Origin of the sequence: Mesorhizobium sp. M0514 (assembly GCF_040321145.1) — a bacterium.
Taxonomy (GTDB): domain Bacteria; phylum Pseudomonadota; class Alphaproteobacteria; order Rhizobiales; family Rhizobiaceae; genus Mesorhizobium.
In genome coordinates, this window is the sequence record NZ_JAMYQZ010000054.1 from 1 (window position 1) to 17,339 (window position 17,339).

The 17,339-nt window shown below is 62.3% G+C and carries 18 protein-coding genes; 10 read left to right on the forward strand and 8 right to left on the reverse strand.

The features are described 5' to 3' along the window. Window positions 1–162: 162 nt before the first annotated feature. Window positions 163–402 (reverse strand): hypothetical protein, encoded by a 240-nt coding sequence (locus tag NKI61_RS21000; RefSeq protein WP_023670491.1) that lies wholly within the window; start codon window positions 400–402, stop codon window positions 163–165. A gap of 134 nt (window positions 403–536) precedes the next feature. Here NKI61_RS21000 and gcvA point away from each other — a divergent pair, with 134 nt between their 5' ends. Further along, window positions 537–1,457 carry a transcriptional regulator GcvA gene (gene gcvA, locus NKI61_RS21005; protein ID WP_023683901.1) on the forward strand — a complete coding sequence of 307 codons (921 nt, stop codon included), beginning with the start codon at window positions 537–539 and terminating at the stop codon, window positions 1,455–1,457. A gap of 15 nt (window positions 1,458–1,472) precedes the next feature. On the opposite strand, the gene NKI61_RS21010 is transcribed toward gcvA, so the two are convergent. The 4 genes from NKI61_RS21010 to NKI61_RS21025 form a co-directional block, all read right to left on the reverse strand. Continuing rightward, a complete protein-coding gene (locus tag NKI61_RS21010; RefSeq protein WP_352840630.1) occupies window positions 1,473–1,892 on the reverse strand; it encodes a DUF1761 domain-containing protein in 420 nt (139 codons plus the stop codon). Window positions 1,893–1,997: 105 nt separating this feature from the next. Beyond that, window positions 1,998–2,696 (reverse strand): class I SAM-dependent methyltransferase, encoded by a 699-nt coding sequence (locus NKI61_RS21015; protein WP_023702382.1) that lies wholly within the window; start codon window positions 2,694–2,696, stop codon window positions 1,998–2,000. After that, the gene (locus NKI61_RS21020) at window positions 2,651–3,076 is read right to left on the reverse strand and encodes an EVE domain-containing protein (RefSeq protein WP_023670487.1); all 426 of its coding nucleotides are present in this window, start codon (window positions 3,074–3,076) and stop codon (window positions 2,651–2,653) included. Before NKI61_RS21020 ends, NKI61_RS21015 begins: the two co-directional genes overlap by 46 nt. Window positions 3,077–3,164: 88 nt before the next feature. After that, window positions 3,165–3,461: a YciI-like protein gene (locus tag NKI61_RS21025; protein ID WP_023705014.1), complete on the reverse strand. Its 297-nt coding sequence runs from the start codon at window positions 3,459–3,461 to the stop codon at window positions 3,165–3,167. 385 nt (window positions 3,462–3,846) lie between these two features. On the opposite strand from NKI61_RS21025, the gene NKI61_RS21030 reads away from it, so the two are divergent. Genes NKI61_RS21030 through NKI61_RS21045 form a run of 4 tightly spaced genes read left to right on the forward strand, consistent with a single transcriptional unit; the run spans window position 3,847 to window position 7,201 of the window. Further along, window positions 3,847–5,076, forward strand: a complete 1,230-nt coding sequence (locus tag NKI61_RS21030) for a glycosyltransferase family 2 protein (protein WP_023709450.1) — start codon at window positions 3,847–3,849, stop codon at window positions 5,074–5,076. Beyond that, complete coding sequence (locus NKI61_RS21035; RefSeq protein WP_245260377.1) at window positions 5,066–6,070, forward strand: glycosyltransferase; 1,005 nt, start codon at window positions 5,066–5,068, stop codon at window positions 6,068–6,070. The genes NKI61_RS21030 and NKI61_RS21035 overlap by 11 nt, the downstream gene beginning before the upstream one ends. Window positions 6,071–6,074: 4 nt before the next feature. After that, window positions 6,075–6,575 carry a GtrA family protein gene (locus NKI61_RS21040; RefSeq protein ID WP_023705010.1) on the forward strand — a complete coding sequence of 167 codons (501 nt, stop codon included), beginning with the start codon at window positions 6,075–6,077 and terminating at the stop codon, window positions 6,573–6,575. 23 nt (window positions 6,576–6,598) lie between these two features. Then, on the forward strand, window positions 6,599–7,201 hold the full coding sequence (locus NKI61_RS21045; protein ID WP_352840632.1) for a class I SAM-dependent methyltransferase: 603 nt from the start codon (window positions 6,599–6,601) through the stop codon (window positions 7,199–7,201). 178 nt (window positions 7,202–7,379) lie between these two features. Here NKI61_RS21045 and NKI61_RS21050 read toward each other — a convergent pair whose 3' ends face one another. Next, window positions 7,380–8,228: a class I SAM-dependent methyltransferase gene (locus NKI61_RS21050; protein WP_156931600.1), complete on the reverse strand. Its 849-nt coding sequence runs from the start codon at window positions 8,226–8,228 to the stop codon at window positions 7,380–7,382. A gap of 242 nt (window positions 8,229–8,470) precedes the next feature. Between NKI61_RS21050 and NKI61_RS21055 the strand changes: the two genes are divergently transcribed. Beyond that, complete coding sequence (locus NKI61_RS21055) at window positions 8,471–10,237, forward strand: DUF7056 domain-containing protein (protein WP_352840634.1); 1,767 nt, start codon at window positions 8,471–8,473, stop codon at window positions 10,235–10,237. On the opposite strand, the gene NKI61_RS21060 is transcribed toward NKI61_RS21055, so the two are convergent. Together NKI61_RS21060 and tsaD are read right to left on the reverse strand one after the other, a co-directional pair. After that, window positions 10,234–11,250 carry an NAD(P)H-dependent glycerol-3-phosphate dehydrogenase gene (locus tag NKI61_RS21060; protein WP_352840636.1) on the reverse strand — a complete coding sequence of 339 codons (1,017 nt, stop codon included), beginning with the start codon at window positions 11,248–11,250 and terminating at the stop codon, window positions 10,234–10,236. The genes NKI61_RS21055 and NKI61_RS21060 overlap by 4 nt on opposite strands. Then, window positions 11,247–12,332, reverse strand: a complete 1,086-nt coding sequence (tsaD, locus tag NKI61_RS21065) for a tRNA (adenosine(37)-N6)-threonylcarbamoyltransferase complex transferase subunit TsaD (protein ID WP_196814835.1) — start codon at window positions 12,330–12,332, stop codon at window positions 11,247–11,249. The genes NKI61_RS21060 and tsaD overlap by 4 nt, the downstream gene beginning before the upstream one ends. 120 nt (window positions 12,333–12,452) lie before the next feature. Between tsaD and hemC the strand changes: the two genes are divergently transcribed. From hemC to NKI61_RS21085, 4 genes are all read left to right on the forward strand, one after another. After that, on the forward strand, window positions 12,453–13,376 hold the full coding sequence (hemC, locus tag NKI61_RS21070) for a hydroxymethylbilane synthase (protein WP_023747363.1): 924 nt from the start codon (window positions 12,453–12,455) through the stop codon (window positions 13,374–13,376). A gap of 1 nt (window position 13,377) precedes the next feature. Next, complete coding sequence (locus NKI61_RS21075; protein ID WP_023747362.1) at window positions 13,378–14,091, forward strand: uroporphyrinogen-III synthase; 714 nt, start codon at window positions 13,378–13,380, stop codon at window positions 14,089–14,091. A gap of 112 nt (window positions 14,092–14,203) precedes the next feature. Further along, complete coding sequence (locus NKI61_RS21080) at window positions 14,204–15,694, forward strand: COG4223 family protein (RefSeq protein ID WP_023821973.1); 1,491 nt, start codon at window positions 14,204–14,206, stop codon at window positions 15,692–15,694. A gap of 10 nt (window positions 15,695–15,704) precedes the next feature. Next, complete coding sequence (locus NKI61_RS21085; RefSeq protein WP_352840639.1) at window positions 15,705–17,306, forward strand: heme biosynthesis protein HemY; 1,602 nt, start codon at window positions 15,705–15,707, stop codon at window positions 17,304–17,306. Window positions 17,307–17,339: the final 33 nt, after the last annotated feature.

Sequence of the window (17,339 nt, forward strand, 5' to 3'; positions counted from 1 at the left end):
CCGGACGGTGGTGAGGGTGGTGAGGTAGGGAGTAGGGAGTAGGGAGTAGGGAGTAGGGAGTAGGGAGTAGGGAGTAGGGAGTAGGGAGTAGGGAGTAGGATGGTGTCGGCGTCGTTTCAATCCTTCACTACTCACTACTCACTACTCACTACTCTCCATTGCCTAACGCCTTCTCGGCTTCTGCCACCCAGTGTCCAGCAATCCAAGCCTGCCGAGTTCCCGGTCCACGGCCCGCGTCACGTCCTTGCGCTGCGCCCCGACGTCGCGCAACTGGCGATCCGACAGATCCTCCACGTCCTGGCGCGGCAGGTTGATGGCGACTTTCGCCTGGCGGAGCCAGTCCGTTACGGCATGCAACCAGTTCGAGCGAGCTGCTGGCGAGTTCAAAACGAAGATGGACATGATGCGCTCCGTGTTCCGCCGGATATCAAATCCGGCTTGATGGTGTTTCGATGGATGCATCATGCCGCATTGAAATCCATGCGAGAAACGAGTAGTTCTTTTCGGATCGTCAAGTTTTATTTGAGGATACGGTGATGTCCCGTCTGTTGCCCGGAACGCGCGCGCTGAGGACTCTGGAAGCCGCCGCCCGCCACCTCAATTTCACCCGCGCTGCCGACGAGCTCGGGCTGACGCCGGCGGCGGTCAGCCACCAGATCAAGGAAATCGAGGATCAGCTCGGGCTGGTGCTGTTCACGCGAACCAGTCGTACCATCCGGTTGACCGAGGCAGGTACGGTGCTGTTCGAGGCCTCGATCGATGCGCTCGACCTGCTCAACCGGGCGGTGTCGCGGGCGCGCAAGCTGACGCGCGGCACGGCATTGCTGAAGGTAACGCTCGACGCGCAGTTCGCGTCAAAATGGCTGATGCGGCGCGTCGACGATTTTCGCAAACTTCAGCCCAGTATCGAACTGAGGTTCGACATCGGCTACGAAGTGCGCGATTTCGAACTCGACGACGTCGATGTCGGCATCCGGTTCGGGGTCGGCAAGTATCCGGGGCTTCGCGCCCATCGCCTGTTCGACAACATCCTCATTCCGGTGTGCAGCCCGAGCCTGCTGACCTCCGGCCCGCCGCTGCGCGAACCGCGCGACCTCTTCAACCACACGCTTGCCCATATCGAATGGTCGCGCCAAGGCGTGACATGGCCGAACTGGCGCATGTGGATGGCCGCGGCCGGCATCAACGATTTCGACGACAGCCGGACTATCGTGTTTGGAACCTCTACCGATGCCGTGCAGGCGGCGCTCGACGGCAATGCCGTGGCGCTCGCCGAGTTCGCCATGGTGGCAAACGACCTTTCCCAGGGAAGGCTGGTGCAGCCCTTTGAACTCGGTCTGCGCGTGGGGCCGGAGTTCGGCTACTTCCTGGTCTATCCCGAGAGCACTGCCAACGATCCGCGCATCATCGCTTTCCGTGAATGGATCCTCGACGAAGTCGCCAGGACGCAGACCTGACGACTTCTGCAGGCCTCAGCCGGCGACCGGCGTCCCGAACCAGCCGATCACCGCGCCGATGATCAACAGCACGCCGAGCCAGTGGCCGCCGTCGATGAGGGTCAGGTCCCAGCCGAAATTATCATAGCGATGGTTGGCCGTCAGCGTCGTGGCGACGAAACCCAGCCAGAGGACGAAGCCGAAGACCAGCCCTGCGACAAGGACCGGCTCGCCGCCGGTCATCGCGCCGACGACCAAGGCTAAGACCAGCGCCATGATCAGCTCGGCGATGAAGGAGATGATGAAGGGCAATATCGATTTCTTTGACGTTGACGGATCGATCCTGGCCGCCCTCATCCAAGGCTTGCTGAGGGCCGTGTACCAGACGGCGCCAAACAGCCACGCCGCGACGGCCGCGACAACCACCGCCAGCCAGTTCACCACTGAAAAATCCATAAAGTCCTCCCCTCAAGCATGCAGCCCAAAGCCTGGCGGTTCTGGGACAACGACATGCGTATTCTTCAAATCAATGCGCGATGGAACGCCTGTTCGGCAATGCCGTCAAGCGAAGCGCCACACAGTGGTGCGCTTGACCAAGGCGTCCTCCAGCGCCCGCGTCACCGCCACTTCGTAGACTGCGAGCGGCTCCAGTCCCGCCTTCGGCATGTAGGAGCGGCCCGGATCGCCGACGAGGATGTCAGCGCCGCGCGCCTTCAGTGTCGAAAACCACGGCATCAGCGTGTCGGCGAAGGATTTGTCGTAGAAGACGTCGCCGGCCAGCACCACGTCCCAGCCGGCGTCGGTGCCGATGCAGTCCGTGCCGCAAAAGTCGATGGCAACGCCATTGGCCTCTGCGTTGAGGCGGATCGCCGTTTCGCAGAACGGGTCGATGTCGGCGGCGATCACGTGCGCCGCACCCGCCTTGGCGGCGGCGATGGCGACAAGGCCGGAGCCGGAGGCGAAGTCGAGCACGCGTTTGCCCCGCACATCCGACGGATTGTCCAGCACGTAACGGGCAAGGCCCTGACCGCCGGCCCAGGCAAAGGCCCAGAACGGCGGCGGCAGGCCGATTTCAATCAGCTCGTTCTCCGTGCGCTGCCAGAGGTCATGCGCTTCGTCGGCAAGATTGAGGACAATCTCCGGCACATGCGGCGGCGACATAAGCGCCGTGTTGTCGAGAATGAACTTTTTCGCGCTGTTCGGCGTGAGGACCGTCACGGAGCCGGCGTCAGGCCGCCCATGCGGCAGACTTCCTTCCATTCGGCCGGCGTCACCGGCTGTACGGAAAGCCGTCCAAGCCGCACCAGCGCCATCTCGGCAAGCTTCGGATTGGCCTTGACCTGCTCCAGCGTCGGCGGGTTCGGCACGTCCTTGAAGGCGCGGATGTCGACGCATTCCCAGCGCGGATCGTCGGTGGTGGTATCCTGATGGGCAAGCGCGCAGACCTCGGCAATGCCGACGACGTTCAGCCCCTCATTGGAGTGATAGAAGAAGCCGAGATCGCCGATCTGCATCGCCTTCATGTTGTTGCGCGCTGCATAGTTGCGCACGCCGTCCCACTGCGTGCCGGCCTTGCCCTTGGCCTTCAGCGCCTCGAAGGAGAAGACCGAAGGTTCGGATTTGAACAGCCAGTAGTTCATGTCTTTGCTCCAACTACTATTTTTTGCGCAATTCCGGACGGAAAACCGTTACACACTTTTCCTGGGATCGCTCTAGGCGCCGCCGGAACTAACTAGCCGCCGGCTTGTTGAAGGTCCAGTTCCACTGGCGGATTTCGACACTTTCGAACAGCCCGGCCTTGGCATAGGGGTCGGCAGCCGACAGCGCCTGCGCACCGGCGAGATCCGGCGCCTCGACCACGGCGAGGGTGCCGTTCGGCTTGCCGTCGGCATCGAGGAACGGACCGGCAAAGGCCAGTGTCCTGTCGGCGTTCAGGCCCTCGAGAAAGGCGACGTGGGCGGGTCGCGTGTCGACGCGCACCTGCAGGCTGCCGGGCTTGTCCTTGCAAATCAACGCAAACAGCATGCTTTCGAAACTCCGGGTTGGGATTGCGACTAAAGTTCGCCTTGAACTGCCGAAACCGCGTTTTTGCTTTTATGGTGCCTTCGGGTCAATGCCAAATGATCTGTCGCGATGGATCTCCGCCCCGCTCAAGGCCAAGGCATTGAAATGATGGATCCACATGAGTTTGATGAAAGTCACAGACGATATCGCTTCGCCCGAAAGAGCAGACACAGGCAACAGCGCTGCATTGCGAAAAAAGAGCGCCTGGCCTTTGCGATTGCTGCTTATAAAGACGCCACTGGATATTTCGTAAGTCAAAGATAATCAATTTTCGATATGATACGCTCCCAGCGGGTCAGTTGTGGGGATGGGCTGGTTCTTCCAGAACGCCTGAATAGAGGACGCAATGGAGAGCATCGCGGGGGACACGACAGTCAGGATCGACGACGCCACGCCTGCTTTCACGGTCAGCATGGAGACCGAGCGCGTTCTCGTCTCTGCAATTATTCCTTGCCTGAACGAAGAATTGACGATTGGCATTTGCATTCGCAAAGCCTTCGATGCCTTCTTGAGGCGCGGCGTCAAGGGGGAAGTCGTCGTCGGCGATAATGGCTCCACGGACAGGTCGGTGGAGATTGCGCAACAGTTGGGAGCGCGGGTCGTCCATCAGCCGGTAAAGGGCTATGGCGCGGCAATCAGCGCTGCAGTTGAAGCGGCCGAGGGCAAATATCTCATCATGGCCGATGCCGATGATTCCTACGACTGGAGCCAATTGGGCGATTTCATCGATGCGTTGGAATTGGGTGCGGACTTTGTCATGGGCAATCGGTTCGCCGGCGGTATCGAGCCGGGCGCCATGCCGCTACTGCATCGCTACCTGGGCAATCCCGTCCTGTCCACCATCGCTCGCTGGCTGCACAAATCTCCGATCCGCGACTTCCATTGCGGCATGCGCGGCTTCACTCGAGAGGCATTTCAGAAAATCGGCGCACGCTCGCCGGGAATGGAATTCGCCTCGGAAATGATCATCAATGCGCATCGCGCTGGGCTCACCATTCGTGAAGTGCCGATCAAGCTCTACCCCGACAAGCGAAACCGCGCCCCGCATCTGCGTTCCTTCCGCGACGGTTGGCGCCATTTGCGGCTCATTATTGCTCACGCGCCGGACACCATGTATCTCGTGCCTGGGCTGACCTTGCTGATCACTGGCATTGCCGGCCTTGCAGTTCTCGCTGCCGGACCTGTTCGCATCGGTGGATGGTACTTCGGAATTCACTTCGTCGCGCTCTCGGCTATGGCGACGTTGATTGGCCTTTCAGCGATCCTGTTCGGTATGCTGGCAAAGGTGGCAATCGCCATCTACCATCCGGTCTACAGCGGTCGAATTGTGTCATGGCTGACGCGCGGTCGCCCTTTGGAATGGCTGGTTTTTTCCGGTGGCGTACTCGCGGCAGCTGGCTTCGCGGCGGACGTGGCACTGGCGCTACATTGGATTTTTGTCGGTGGCCCCATGGAGCAATCAGTGCATCTGACCTTTGTGGTCACCACTATCTGCGTGGCCGGCATGTCCATGGTGCTATCTGGCTTCGTGCTCAAGTTGCTGCTTGATACATTGAGCGCCAGACATGAGTTCTAACCCTTCAGCAGCCTCGCGAGCGGAAATTCAAGCCGTAAGCCGCGCAGCCGAAAAGCCTTTTCTGTCGGTCGTCATGCCTGTCCATGACGGGGCGGCATGGATTGGAGCGACACTTGATTCACTTGCTGCGGAGCTGACTGGCGACCTGCAGATAATCATTATCGACAGCAGCCCGACGAACGCCACAGCTGCCATTGTCGAGCGATTCCTCTACCGGCCGGCGTTCCGGCTGCTTCGGCGAAAAGATCTCGGGCCTTGGCAGTCGAAGACCAACCTGGGCGTTGAGCTAGCCGCCGCCGATTATGTCTGCATACTCCACCAAGACGACCTGTGGTTGCCCGGGCGCATTGAGGCCGCTCGACGCTGGCTCGCGGACGCACCCGAAGCAGCGCTTCATTTAGCCCCGACTGCGATCGTTGACCGCCACGGCCGGCGAATGGGATGCTGGAACTGTCCCTTGCCAACCGAAAAGGTGCTCGAATCTGAATTCTTGCTGGAACGGCTTCTCGTACAGAATTTCGTGTCTGTGCCTGCTCCGATTTTTCGTCGGAGTGCTTGGCTGGCATGCGGGGGCATGGATGAGATGCTTTGGTATACGGCGGATTGGGATATGTGGGCGAAGCTCGCTGTTGCCGGATCTGTCGTTTATCACAAAGAGATAACCACAGCCTTCCGGGTTCATGGCGATTCGCTGACCGTAACCGGATCGCGCGATGCGAACGAATTCCGTTCGCAAATGCAGACTGTCCTAGAGCGCCATCTGTACCGGCTTTCGGCGCGCAGCCGACGCCAGATTGAATCTGCTGCTCGGGCATCGATCAGCGTCAATGTGTCGCTGGCGGCTGCGTCGGGCGGCGACTTGAAGGCCTTGGTTCGAGCGGCTCGCACCATGCTGTCGCTCGGGCCGACGGGATTAAGGCGCTACTTGCGCGATTCGCGATTGCTGGAGCGCGTCATGTGCCGGCTTCGCGCGAAACTGACAGGAGCGTTCTGAGGCAATGTTCAGCTCTGCCAGGATCGCCGACGACCAAGTGGACAAGAGCAACCATGCCGGAGCTCACGAAAGACCGCTTTTGGAACGTGGATGGCGGTACACTGTGGTGGGAGCGATATGCGCAATTGCGCACAATGCCATCATGATTGCGGTTGATCAGCTGAGTGGGCATTACCTGCTGGGCATCATGATTTCATTCCTGGCTGTGATGCCTACGGGATACGCTCTGCACAGCTGGTTCACCTTCGGCAAGCCACTTCGCTTGAAAGCGTTTGCGCGTTTTGCGGCAGGTGTGGCTGCGGCCTATCCGATCTCGGTAGCCATGATGGTGCTTCTCTGTTCATGCCTCGGCCTTGGCGTTGCGATTGCGTCTCCGATCGCCACAGTTGCGTTGCTCATCTGGAACGTTGTCGTTGCGCATTTTGCTATCTTGTCACGGTTCAATCTAAAGCCCATCACCTTGCCGGCGACATCCTCTCGCTCAACCACGGGAAACGAGGAATGAGAATGTTGCCGCCAGGACAGATCATGCGCAGGGCTCTTGGCCGTCATTTCAAGCCGGTCGGAGACATCTACCGGCGTGTTTTCGTCAATCTCAATGTAATTGCGGATTTTCTCGATCGCGAATTGCCGAACGGCGCGAGGGTTTTGGATATCGGCGGCGGGGATGGAGCGCTCGTCGACCGGTTGCTTGATCGGCGCCCCGACCTAACGGTTACGATGTGCGATCTCGCACCTTCAATCGGTGCCTTTCTAAGCAACGCAAATCGGGCGAAGGTCGAACTTCTGCCCGCCACGGACCTTTCCAGCGTGCAGGGATCTTTTGATGTTGTGACGATTTCCGACGTCATTCATCATGTGCCGGTCGATGGGCGCGACGCATTCTTCAAATCGCTGGCCGACAGTTGCGAACGCTGGGCCTGCCGGAAGATCATCTTGAAGGACATCGAGCCTGGTGGAATACGCGCCACCTTGTCGCTTCTTGCGGACCGGCACATTACCGGAGACAAGCATGTCGTGCTATTTTCACGCTCGGACTTCACGGCCATGGCAAGACGGCATTTCCCCACAGCAAAAAGAGCATCGGCGTTACCGGACCGGCCGAATTATTGTGAACTGCTCAGCTGGTAGCAGATGGGTAGATCCTGGCGGGTCGCTAGAACGTTTCACCGTTTCACGGAAACGGCGAACCGCTCTATCTCTTTGTTTTTGCGCAATTCCCAAGGGAAAGCGCTACGCGCTTTTCCTGGGAAAACCGATCACACTTTCCTGGAATTGCTCTTGGCAATAAGCGCTGGTCAGCGACACGCTATTTGGTCGCGATGGTGCCGAGCATGCTGGCGATCCGGTGACTCTCCGGGCGATCGACCAGAAATTTGTCGATAAACTTCAACGGGAATGTCAGCGTCAGGATCGCGGCTTTCGCTACCATGTAGCGGGTTCGGTTCTCTCGACCGACAACGACGCCGATGTATTCGGACAGGATGTTGACGATCGCGCTTGTCGGCCCTTGATGCGTCTGGACCTCTACCCTTGCGAACCGCTGGAGAAGCTGCTCGATCCCGTCCTTTGTGAAGTTGCAGTAGTGGGCGGGATAGCCGTGATAGGGGAACAGGAAAGGGTTGATGCAGAGCAGCTTCCCACCCGGCTTCAGGACACGGAACACTTCATCGACGACCGCTACCGGATTGGGAACATGCTCGATCACGCTGTCCAGAATGACGACGTCGACGGAATCGCTCGCAAGCGGCGTGTGCTCGATATTCGCGACCAGATCGACGTTCGGGGTGGGGAACAGGTCAATGTTGAGAACATCGGGGCGGACGCGCCGTGCGCCGGAGCCGAACTCAACGATCATTGAGTCCTGAGGTATCGAGGCAAGAAACGAATTCAGCGTGTCGTGCGGTGAATATTCGCTGGTGATGACCTGCTTGAGCGAATTGTAGAGACGGGCGCGCGTACTGGTACCGGCATACGCCTCTTCATGGAAGCTCGCGTCGAAGCCCTCCCTCACCGGCGACTCGACAAAGAACGGAATGCCTTTGTGCACGGGATAGGGGGCAGGGCAAGATTCGCAGGTCAGGGCAACCGGGCTTGTGCCAAGCCTGGAATAGCAGACTGGGCAGACGAGGCCCGATGCCATCTTGGGTTGTAGCACGCGATGTCCTTTCAAGCCTCCGCATTGTCGCAGAAGGCTGGCTGCCGTGTTTGAACATAACCCTTCTTAACAAGCAAAAGGCTAACAGCGGCTAAAGTCCGCTGCGTATAGACAGGCTGGAGCGGAGCGCTGCAAGAATCCGAAGCGCGACGGCTTCAGTTCCGCACAGTCTCGGAAAATTAACCGCGGTGGAACCATGCTTCGCCAAGCGGAGCTGCCGGCCTCGAAGTTGTTGTCTGAGGATGAAGGGCGTTGCGCCCAGCGAGGCAGCACGCCTGGCGTTGGTCTGCCTGGGCACGATCGAGGGGGTTGTCTTGAATACGCAGGAGCCGGGACCAAACAAGCTGTTCGCTCTCGGGCAGCGCCCAACAACAACTTTTCTGCATATCCTGATCGCACTCAAGATCATCTTGCTGTTCGTTCTGGCTTGGAACATCCGCTTCGTCATGGATGAATTCGTCCAACTCGGATGGGCGAAATATTTCTCCAACGGCCTGTTCGATACGATCTGGCATCCCAAGGCGGTCGGCTATGCGGCTTTTTATGAGATTGCTCATCTGATCGGCTGGAATGCCACGTCGATTCTGCTTGCTGGCCGCATGCAGACTGCGTTGCTGGCCTGCGGGACGATCTCTTTGATCTACCCATGCGCTCGCGCTCTGGGCGAGGATCGCGTGCGCGCTTTGACGATCGTCCTCGTTCTCCTGTGCTTTTCGAATTTCATGGAGCGCATCTTTCGTACCATCGCCGAACCGCCGGCAGTGTTCTTCGCCGTGGCGGCGTTGCTGGTTGTCCTGCGCGCACCTGGGTTGAGGGCAAGGCAGCTTGTTGCCGCCGGCATGCTAAGTGGCCTTGCCTTCGTCATCACTCAGAAATCGGTCTACTTCAACGTTGCGCTCGGCATCGGCCTTGTTGCTGACGCAGCCTTGATGAGACGCTACGCAACAGGGGCGGTTCGCGGAGGGTGGCTCGTGCTTGGATGGGCCGTTCCGATAATGGTCTATTGCTTGATCTTCGGTGGAGGCGCCCCTGTTCTCGCGGCCAAAAACCTTTTACTTGGCCCGGTCGAGATTGCGACGCGTGGAGGCGGTGACTACGGGGGACTGAGGCAGTTCGTGTTACAGACACTGGCGCGGAACGCCCTTCTTTACGGGATCTGTTTCTCCGGTATGGCCCTGTCACTGATGCGGATCATGAAACTCGATGGTCGAAGGCGAATTGCGCTGATCTTTTCACTCGTCATCACGGTGCTGGTATTCACGCACGACCAGCCCTGGCCTTATGTCTTCATCATGGCGTTGCCGTTCGTTGCGCTCTGGTCGTTGGAGCTTCTCGACAGCACCGCAACCCACGCGCGCTACCGGGTTCCTGTCCTCGCGGTGCTGATCACAGCCATCGCAATGAGCTACGCGAGCAATGTCGTTTACCTACGCCTCAACAATCAGGCCCAGCTTGAACTGGTCTCGCGCGCGGAATCTTTGCTCGCACCGGATGAGAAGTTTTTCGACGGCATCGCCATGCTGCCCAATCGACAGGAGCCCTCCACACTCTGGCTCGACCAGCATTATGTCTTGAAAACATTGCAGGAAGGCAGGCAATCGGAAGCCTACAAAGTTCTCTCGGATTCCCCGCCCAAGATGGTCCTCTGGTCATATCGCATGGATTTGATCGATACCGTGATCGCGCCTCTCATCCGCGACAGCTACGTCCAGATCGCTCCCAACATCAGAATGGCTGGTCGTCGCCTCTATTCCGGTCGTCCGGTCGTTTTCAAGGTGCCTGTCGCCGGACGATACAGCCTGTACACGACCAGCGGGGAGCTTGCAGACGGCGAGGTCGAGATAAACGGCACCTCGCATTCTTCGCCCCTATCCTTGGAGGCAGGTACCAGCGACGTTGTCCTGCGCAACGGTCCAGCCGAGGCACTGCTGCTGCCGGAAGGTCACTATGAAAACCGCATCGTGCCTGGCGGGGACAATACCGAGCTGTTCACGGGAGTTTACAATTAAATACCGGTTTCGGTCTTCAGCGGCCGGGTCATCAATGCCGTGACAGCCTGCCGAATGGTGATCGTGCCGTCCAGTATCGCCGACACCGCAGCGATGATCGGCGCGTCGATGTCGCGCTCGGTGGCGATGCGGGCGGCGATCGCCGCCGTCGGCACGCCTTCGGCGAGTGGCAGTCCCGACAAGGGCTTACCTTGCCCCAGCGCCAGCCCATAGGCGAAATTGCGCGACTGGGCCGAAGAGCAGGTGAGCAAAAGGTCGCCGAGGCCGGAAAGCCCCATCAGCGTCTCCGGCTTGGCGCCGAAGGACGCGCCGATGCGGCGCAGTTCGACGAAGCCGCGCGTCACCATGGCGGCCTGCGCGCTGGCGCCGAGCCCGGCGCCGGTGACGGCGCCAGCGGCAATGGCGAAGACATTCTTCAAAGCGCCGCCGATCTCGACGCCGATCAAATCGTCGCTGGAATAGCAGCGCAGATTCTGCGCCGAAAAGCGCGCGGCAAGCTCGGCCGCCAAGGCGTCGTCGCGTGCAGCAACCACGACAGCGGGCGGCAGACCCCTGGCGACGTCGGCGGCAAAGCTGGGACCGGACAAGGCCGAAACCGGAGTTTCGGGCAGAATGTCACCAACGATCGCCGACAGCAGCGCGCCGGTGTCGCGCTCGATGCCCTTGGCGCAGAGAACGAGCGGGATGCCTTTCGGCATATGGGGCTTCGCCGTCGTCAGCATGGCGCGCAGCGCCTGCGCCGGCGCCACGGCCAGCGCGCAATCGGCATCGGTCAGGGCCGTGCCGATATCGCTCGTCGCCGCAATGCCTGTTTCAATGGCGATGCCGGGGAGATAACGCGGGTTCTCGCCGCGGCGGATCGCGGAAACCGTCTCTTCGTCGCGGGCGTAGAGCCGGACATCGTGACCGGCGCGCAGCATCGCCAGCGCCAGCGCCGTGCCCCAGGCGCCGCCGCCAAGCACGGCGACGCGCCAGCCGGTTCTGTCCCTGCCGCTTGTCTTGCTGGCGCTCATGCTTTCGCTCCGCGCCGGCCAGAGCCGACCATCGGGGCCGAAATGCTGTCCAGCGGCCAGCGCGAACGCGGCACGAAATCGAAGCCGTTCTCTTGCGACAGGCCTGCCCGCAACCGCTCGATGCCGGCCCAGGCGATCATCGCCGCATTGTCGGTGCACAGTTTGAGCGGCGGCGCGACAAAGGCGAAGCCGGCCTCGGCGCACTGCTTCTGCAGCGTCGCCTTGATCGCTCTGTTGGCGGCGACTCCACCGGCAACGACCAGCGCCGGCTCGGCCTTGTCCGGAAATTCGTCGCGGAAGCGGGCCAGCGCGCGGGCCACGCGGTCGCCAAGTGAGTCGGCTACCGCCGCCTGGAACGAGGCGCAGATGTCGGCGACATCCTGCTCGCTTAGCGGCTGGATGGCGGTCGCCGCCTGGCGCACCGCGGTCTTGAGGCCGGAGAAGGAGAAATCGGGCTGCGCAGATCCTTTCATCGGCCGTGGAAAGGCAAATCGCGTCGCATCGCCCGAGATTGCCGCCTTTTCGACATTCGGGCCGCCGGGATAGGGCAGGCCGAGCATTTTGGCCGTCTTGTCGAAAGCTTCGCCGAGCGCGTCGTCGATGGTCGTCGCCCAGCGTTGGTAGTCGCCGACGTCGCGCACGGCGACGATCTGGGTGTGGCCGCCGGAGACCAGCAGCAGCAGATAGGGAAAATCGAGCCCGTCGGTCAGCCTTGCGGTCAGTGCGTGGCCTTCGAGATGGTTGATGGCGATCAGCGGCTTGCCGGCGGCCGCTGCAATCGCCTTGGCTGTCATCAGGCCGACGATCAGCCCGCCGACTAGGCCGGGGCCGGCAGTGGCGGCAATGGCGTCGATGTCGGCCAGGGCTACGCCCGAATCCGCAAGAGCGGCCTCGACAATGCCGTCCAGCGCCTCGACATGGGCACGCGCGGCGATCTCCGGCACGACGCCGCCGAAGGCGGCGTGCTCCTCGATCTGGCTGAGCACGATGTTGGACGCAATCACCGGCACGGAATCGCCGTCCAGCGTCACCACGCTGGCGGCGGTCTCGTCGCAACTCGTCTCAATGCCCAGAACGCGGATCAATTCGTCGCTGTCTCCAGAGATTGTGTCGCCGGACTTTCCTAGTTAGTAGAGGCGGGCCTCGCTAGGGAGAGCGCCGGAAACGCAAAGCCAGCCGGGGGTTATCACGGACCGCGCGCCATGCAAACTTTGAAAATAGGAACACGCGGCAGCCCGCTGGCGCTCGCCCAGGCGCATGAGACGCAGGCGCGGCTGATGGAAGCGCATGGCATGCCGGCAGAAGCCTTCGAGGTCGTCGTCATTTCGACCAGCGGCGACCGCATCCAGGACCGGCCGCTGTCGGAAGCCGGCGGCAAGGGGCTGTTCACCAAGGAAATCGAAGACGCGCTGCTGGCCGGCACGATCGATATCGCCGTGCATTCCTCCAAGGACATGCCGACAGTGCTGCCGGTCGGGCTGGAGCTGTCCGCCTTCCTGCCGCGCGAGGATGCGCGGGACGCCTTCATCGGCAAGGCGGTGAAGCGCATTGTTGATTTGCCGCAAGGCGCCAAGGTCGGGTCGTCTTCGCTCAGGCGCCAGGCGCTGATCCGGCGCATGCGGCCGGACCTAGACGTGGTCATGTTCCGCGGCAATGTGCAGACCAGGCTGCGCAAGCTGGAGGAAGGCGTCGCCGAAGGCACGATCCTCGCCTATGCCGGGCTGAAGCGGCTCGGGCTCGGCCATGTCGTCACCGATCTGATGCCGCTCGATGCCTTTCCGCCGGCGCCGGGACAAGGCGCAATCGGCATCGAAACCCGCATCGGCGACAGCGAGGTCGAAAAGATGCTGGTGGCCATCCATGATGTGCCGACAGGCCAGGCGCTGGCCTGTGAGCGCGCCTTCCTGGCGGCGCTCGACGGCTCCTGCCGCACGCCGATCGCCGGTTATGCGACGATCTCGGGCGGCAGGCTGGTTTTCGCCGGGCTGATCATTTCGCCCGATGGCACGCAATCGCATGAGGTCAAAGCCGAAGGCTTGGCGCTGGATGCCGCTGACATCGGCACGGACGCAGCTAGGATGGTGCGGGTCAAAGCGGGCGAAACCTTCTTCGACGGCTGGGTCTGATATGCGTGTCCTGGTGACGCGGCCGCAACCCGGGGCGTCGCGAACCATGCGGCGGCTGCAGGAATTGGGATTTGAGCCGCTCCTTCTGCCGCTGACCGAAACGGTGACACTGCCGGTTGGCGCCGATGCTGCGAGCGACGATGCCGTGGCCGTCGCTGTGACTAGCGCCAATGCCGTGCGGCATGCGCCGAAAGAACTCATTCGTGCGCTCGCCGCCTTGCCTTGCCATGCCGTCGGACGCAGGACGGCTGAAGCGGCACGTTCGGCAGGGTTCTTGTCGGTCAGCGAAGGGGCGGGCGACGCCGAGCGGCTGGCCGAGGCGATTGCTGCCGGCCTTTCCGGCAAGGCGGTCGTCTATCTCACAGGGCGCGTGCGGTTTCCGGCATTCGAGGCGCGGCTGCGAAATGCCGGCGTCGAGGTCCGCACCGTCGAAACCTACGACACGATTTCGCTCGATTATTCCGATGCTGAAATCCGTACACGCCTGTCCGATCAGGCGGTCGACGCGGTGCTGCTCTATTCAGCCAAGGCGGCGGCAGCGTTGCAGGCCTTGGCCAGCCGGGCGGAACTGCGCGATCTCTTTGAAAACATGCAGGCTTTTGCGCTCTCCGAGCGCGTGGCAGCGGCATTTGACAATGCCGCCGGCAAAAAAATACGCATGGCGCGGGAACCGCAGGAGGAGGCGCTGCTTGAGCTGTTGCACCGCGGCGACTGAGCCCCGTGTCATCACGCCGCCCCTTTTCACCTGATGATGATGTGCTAGACCATTTTTCAAACCATCACGCGCCGTCGGGCGCCCAGACGAAGCAGGATTGCGGAGCCCAGGCATGGTCAAGACGCCGAAGATGCGACATTCGAAAAGCCGCCGCGAGCCGGTGACCATCGAACTCGAACCCGGCGCTGTCTCGCGCATTGCCGATGCGGATGCCGCCAAGACGGATGTCGCCAACTCGGATGACGTCGGGGCCCCGGCAGAATCGGTTGCGGCCGAGGATGCGGCTGCCATGGCCAATGCGCAGCCGGAGACGCCTGACGAGCCCGTTCATGCCGATCAAGCCGATCTCGAGCCGTGGGAGCACTCCGACGCCGCGGCGCAGGCCGCTCCCGAAAGCGCCGATGCCAAGGCGTCCACCCAGGCGGAGCAGCCTTACCCCACCGCTTCGGATGCGCCACCGCGCGCCAGAACCTCCGACTACAGTTTCGAGGATGCCTCGCCCAAGCCGGGTGCACCCAAGGAAACCCCAAGGACAGCCGGGAACCAGCCCATGGCCGCGCAACCGAAGCGCACGAGCGGCATTGCCGCCGGCATCATCGGCGGTGTCATCGCGCTGGCTGCCGCCGGCGGGCTGCAGTTTGCCGGCGTGCTTGGCGCTCCGGGCTCAGGGGCGGGCACGGTCTCGCTCGACGGCGTCAATGGCGAGATCGCTTCGCTGAAGCGCGAAATCGCCGACCTCAGGGAAGCCAGCGGCAATGGCGCCGCAACGGCCAAGGTCGACGGGCTGTCTTCGGCGCTGGATCAGGTCAAGGCCGATGTCGCATCGCTGAAATCGGCGGTCGAAAAGGGCGGCGCCGGCGACAATGCCGGGCTTGCCGCGCTTGGCGACAAGGTCAAGCAGATCGAGACCGCGGTCGCCGCCCTTGGCCAGGCCGGTGGTGCAGCGCCCGTCGATCTCGCGCCGCTCAATGAAAGACTGGCGGGCCTCGACGCACTGGTGAAATCGGCCGGCGAGGCAGCCAAGGCGCAGGAAGGCAAGATCGCCGCGCTGGAGCAGTCGGTGATGCAGCTCGCCGGCAAGGTCGATGCGCAGGCCTCGCAGCCAAAGATCGCGATGGCCATCGCCGCTTCGGCCTTGAAGGCGGCGCTTGACCGCGGCGCGCCGTTCGCCGCCGAGTTGGAGACCTTCGCGGCGATCTCGCCCGATGCACCGCAGATTGCAGCGCTGCGCCCCTACGCTGAAAAGGGCGTCCCGACCCGCACCGAGATCGCCGGCGAGGCCGACGCCGCGGCCAATGCGATGGTCGCGGCGGCGACGCCGGTCGATGAAAATGCCGGCTTCTTCCAGAACCTTTTGTCGAGCGCCGAATCGCTGGTCAAGGTCCGGCCGATCGGCGCCGTCGAAGGCGCCGGCGCGCCGGAAACCGTGGCGCGCATCGAAGTGGCGGTCAACCAGGGCGACTACGCCAAGGCGCTCAGCGAATACGCAACGCTGCCGGATGCGGTCAAGGCTGCCGGCGCCGACTTTGCCGGCAAACTGAAGGCGCGCATCGACGTCGAGACGCAGGTCGACGCGCTGATTGCAGGTGCGATGAAGGCATGAGGACGACACGATGATCCGCATTCTCATCTTTCTCGCCGCCGTCTTCGCGCTCGGCCTCGGCTTTGCCTGGCTGGCCGATCGTCCCGGCGAGATGGTCGTCACCTTCAACGGTTACCAATACCAGGTCAGCCTGATGGTGGCGGCGGTGGCGATCGTTGCCGTCGTCGCAGCGGTGATGATCGTCTGGTGGCTGATCAAGTCGCTGTGGAACAGCCCGTACACGATCTCGCGCTATTTCCGCGTGCGCCGCCGCGACCGTGGCTATCAGGCGCTGTCGACCGGCATGATCGCAGCCGGCGCCGGCGATGGCGCGCTGGCCCGCAAGAAGTCCAAGGAAGCCGCCAAACTGATCCGCTCCGACCAGGAGCCGCTGATCCAGCTGCTCGAAGCGCAAGCCTCGCTGCTCGAAGGCGACCATGAGGGCGCGCGCGAAAAATTCGAGGCGATGCTCGACGATCCCGAAATGCGGCTGCTTGGCCTGCGCGGGCTCTATCTCGAAGCCGAGCGGCTCGGCGACCGCAACGCGGCGCGTCACTATGCCGGGCGCGCCGCTTCCGTCGCGCCGCAACTGGCTTGGGCCGCCGAATCGACGCTGGAGGATCTGACCGGGCACGGCGACTGGGACGGCGCGCTGAAGCTGGTGGAGGCGCAGAAGTCGACCAGGCAGATCGAACGCGACGCCGCCAATCGCCGCCGCGCTGTGCTGTTGACCGCCAAGGCGCAGGCGCTGACCGATAGCGACCCCAATGCAGCCAAGACAGCGGCACTCGAGGCCAACAAGCTCGCGCCCGATTTCGCACCGGCCGCGGTTGCAGCCGCCAATCTTCTGTTCAAACAGAACGATGTGCGCAAAGGCTCGAAGATCCTTGAGGCAGCCTGGAAGGCTGAGCCGCATCCCGAGATCGCCGAGCTCTACACCCATGCAAGGCCGGGAGATGCCGTGGTCGATCGTCTCAACCGGGCGAAGAAGCTGCAGGAGCTGAAGCGCAACAATGCCGAATCGTCGATGACGGTGGCGCGCGCCGCGCTCGATGCGCAGGATTTTTCCACCGCCCGCCGCGAGGCGGAAGCCGCGATCCGCATGGATCGCCCGGAAGGCGCTTACCTGCTGCTGGCCGATATCGAGGAGGCAGAGACCGGCGACCAGGGCAAGATCAGGCAATTGCTGTCCAAGGCGGTCAGGGCGCCGCGCGATCCGGCCTGGGTCGCCGACGGCGTCGTCTCCGAACGCTGGGCGCCGGTATCGCCGGTCAGCGGCAAGCTCGACGCTTTCGCCTGGCGCGCACCGATGGAGCGGCTGGGCCAGCTCATCGACAGCCATGAAGACGAAGCCGATGTGCCGGTGCTTGCGGCACCCGCCAAGCCGACAAAGGAAGCCGAAGTGATCGATCATCCCGCCGTTGCCAAGACGATCAGCGAGGCGCCGACCGAGCCGAAGCCCGCTGTGGGCGATGACCAGGTCACGCCGGTCACCGCCGCCGCTTTCGCCGCAATACCAAACGACGCCGAACCCGTCGAACCTGCCGAGGAACTGGCGCGGCTGCCCGACGACCCCGGCGTCGACCCCGATGACGAAGCGGAGAAGTCACCGCGCCGCTTCCGCCTGTTTTGATCCCTGAAGCATGGTCCCAAAAAGTAGATACCG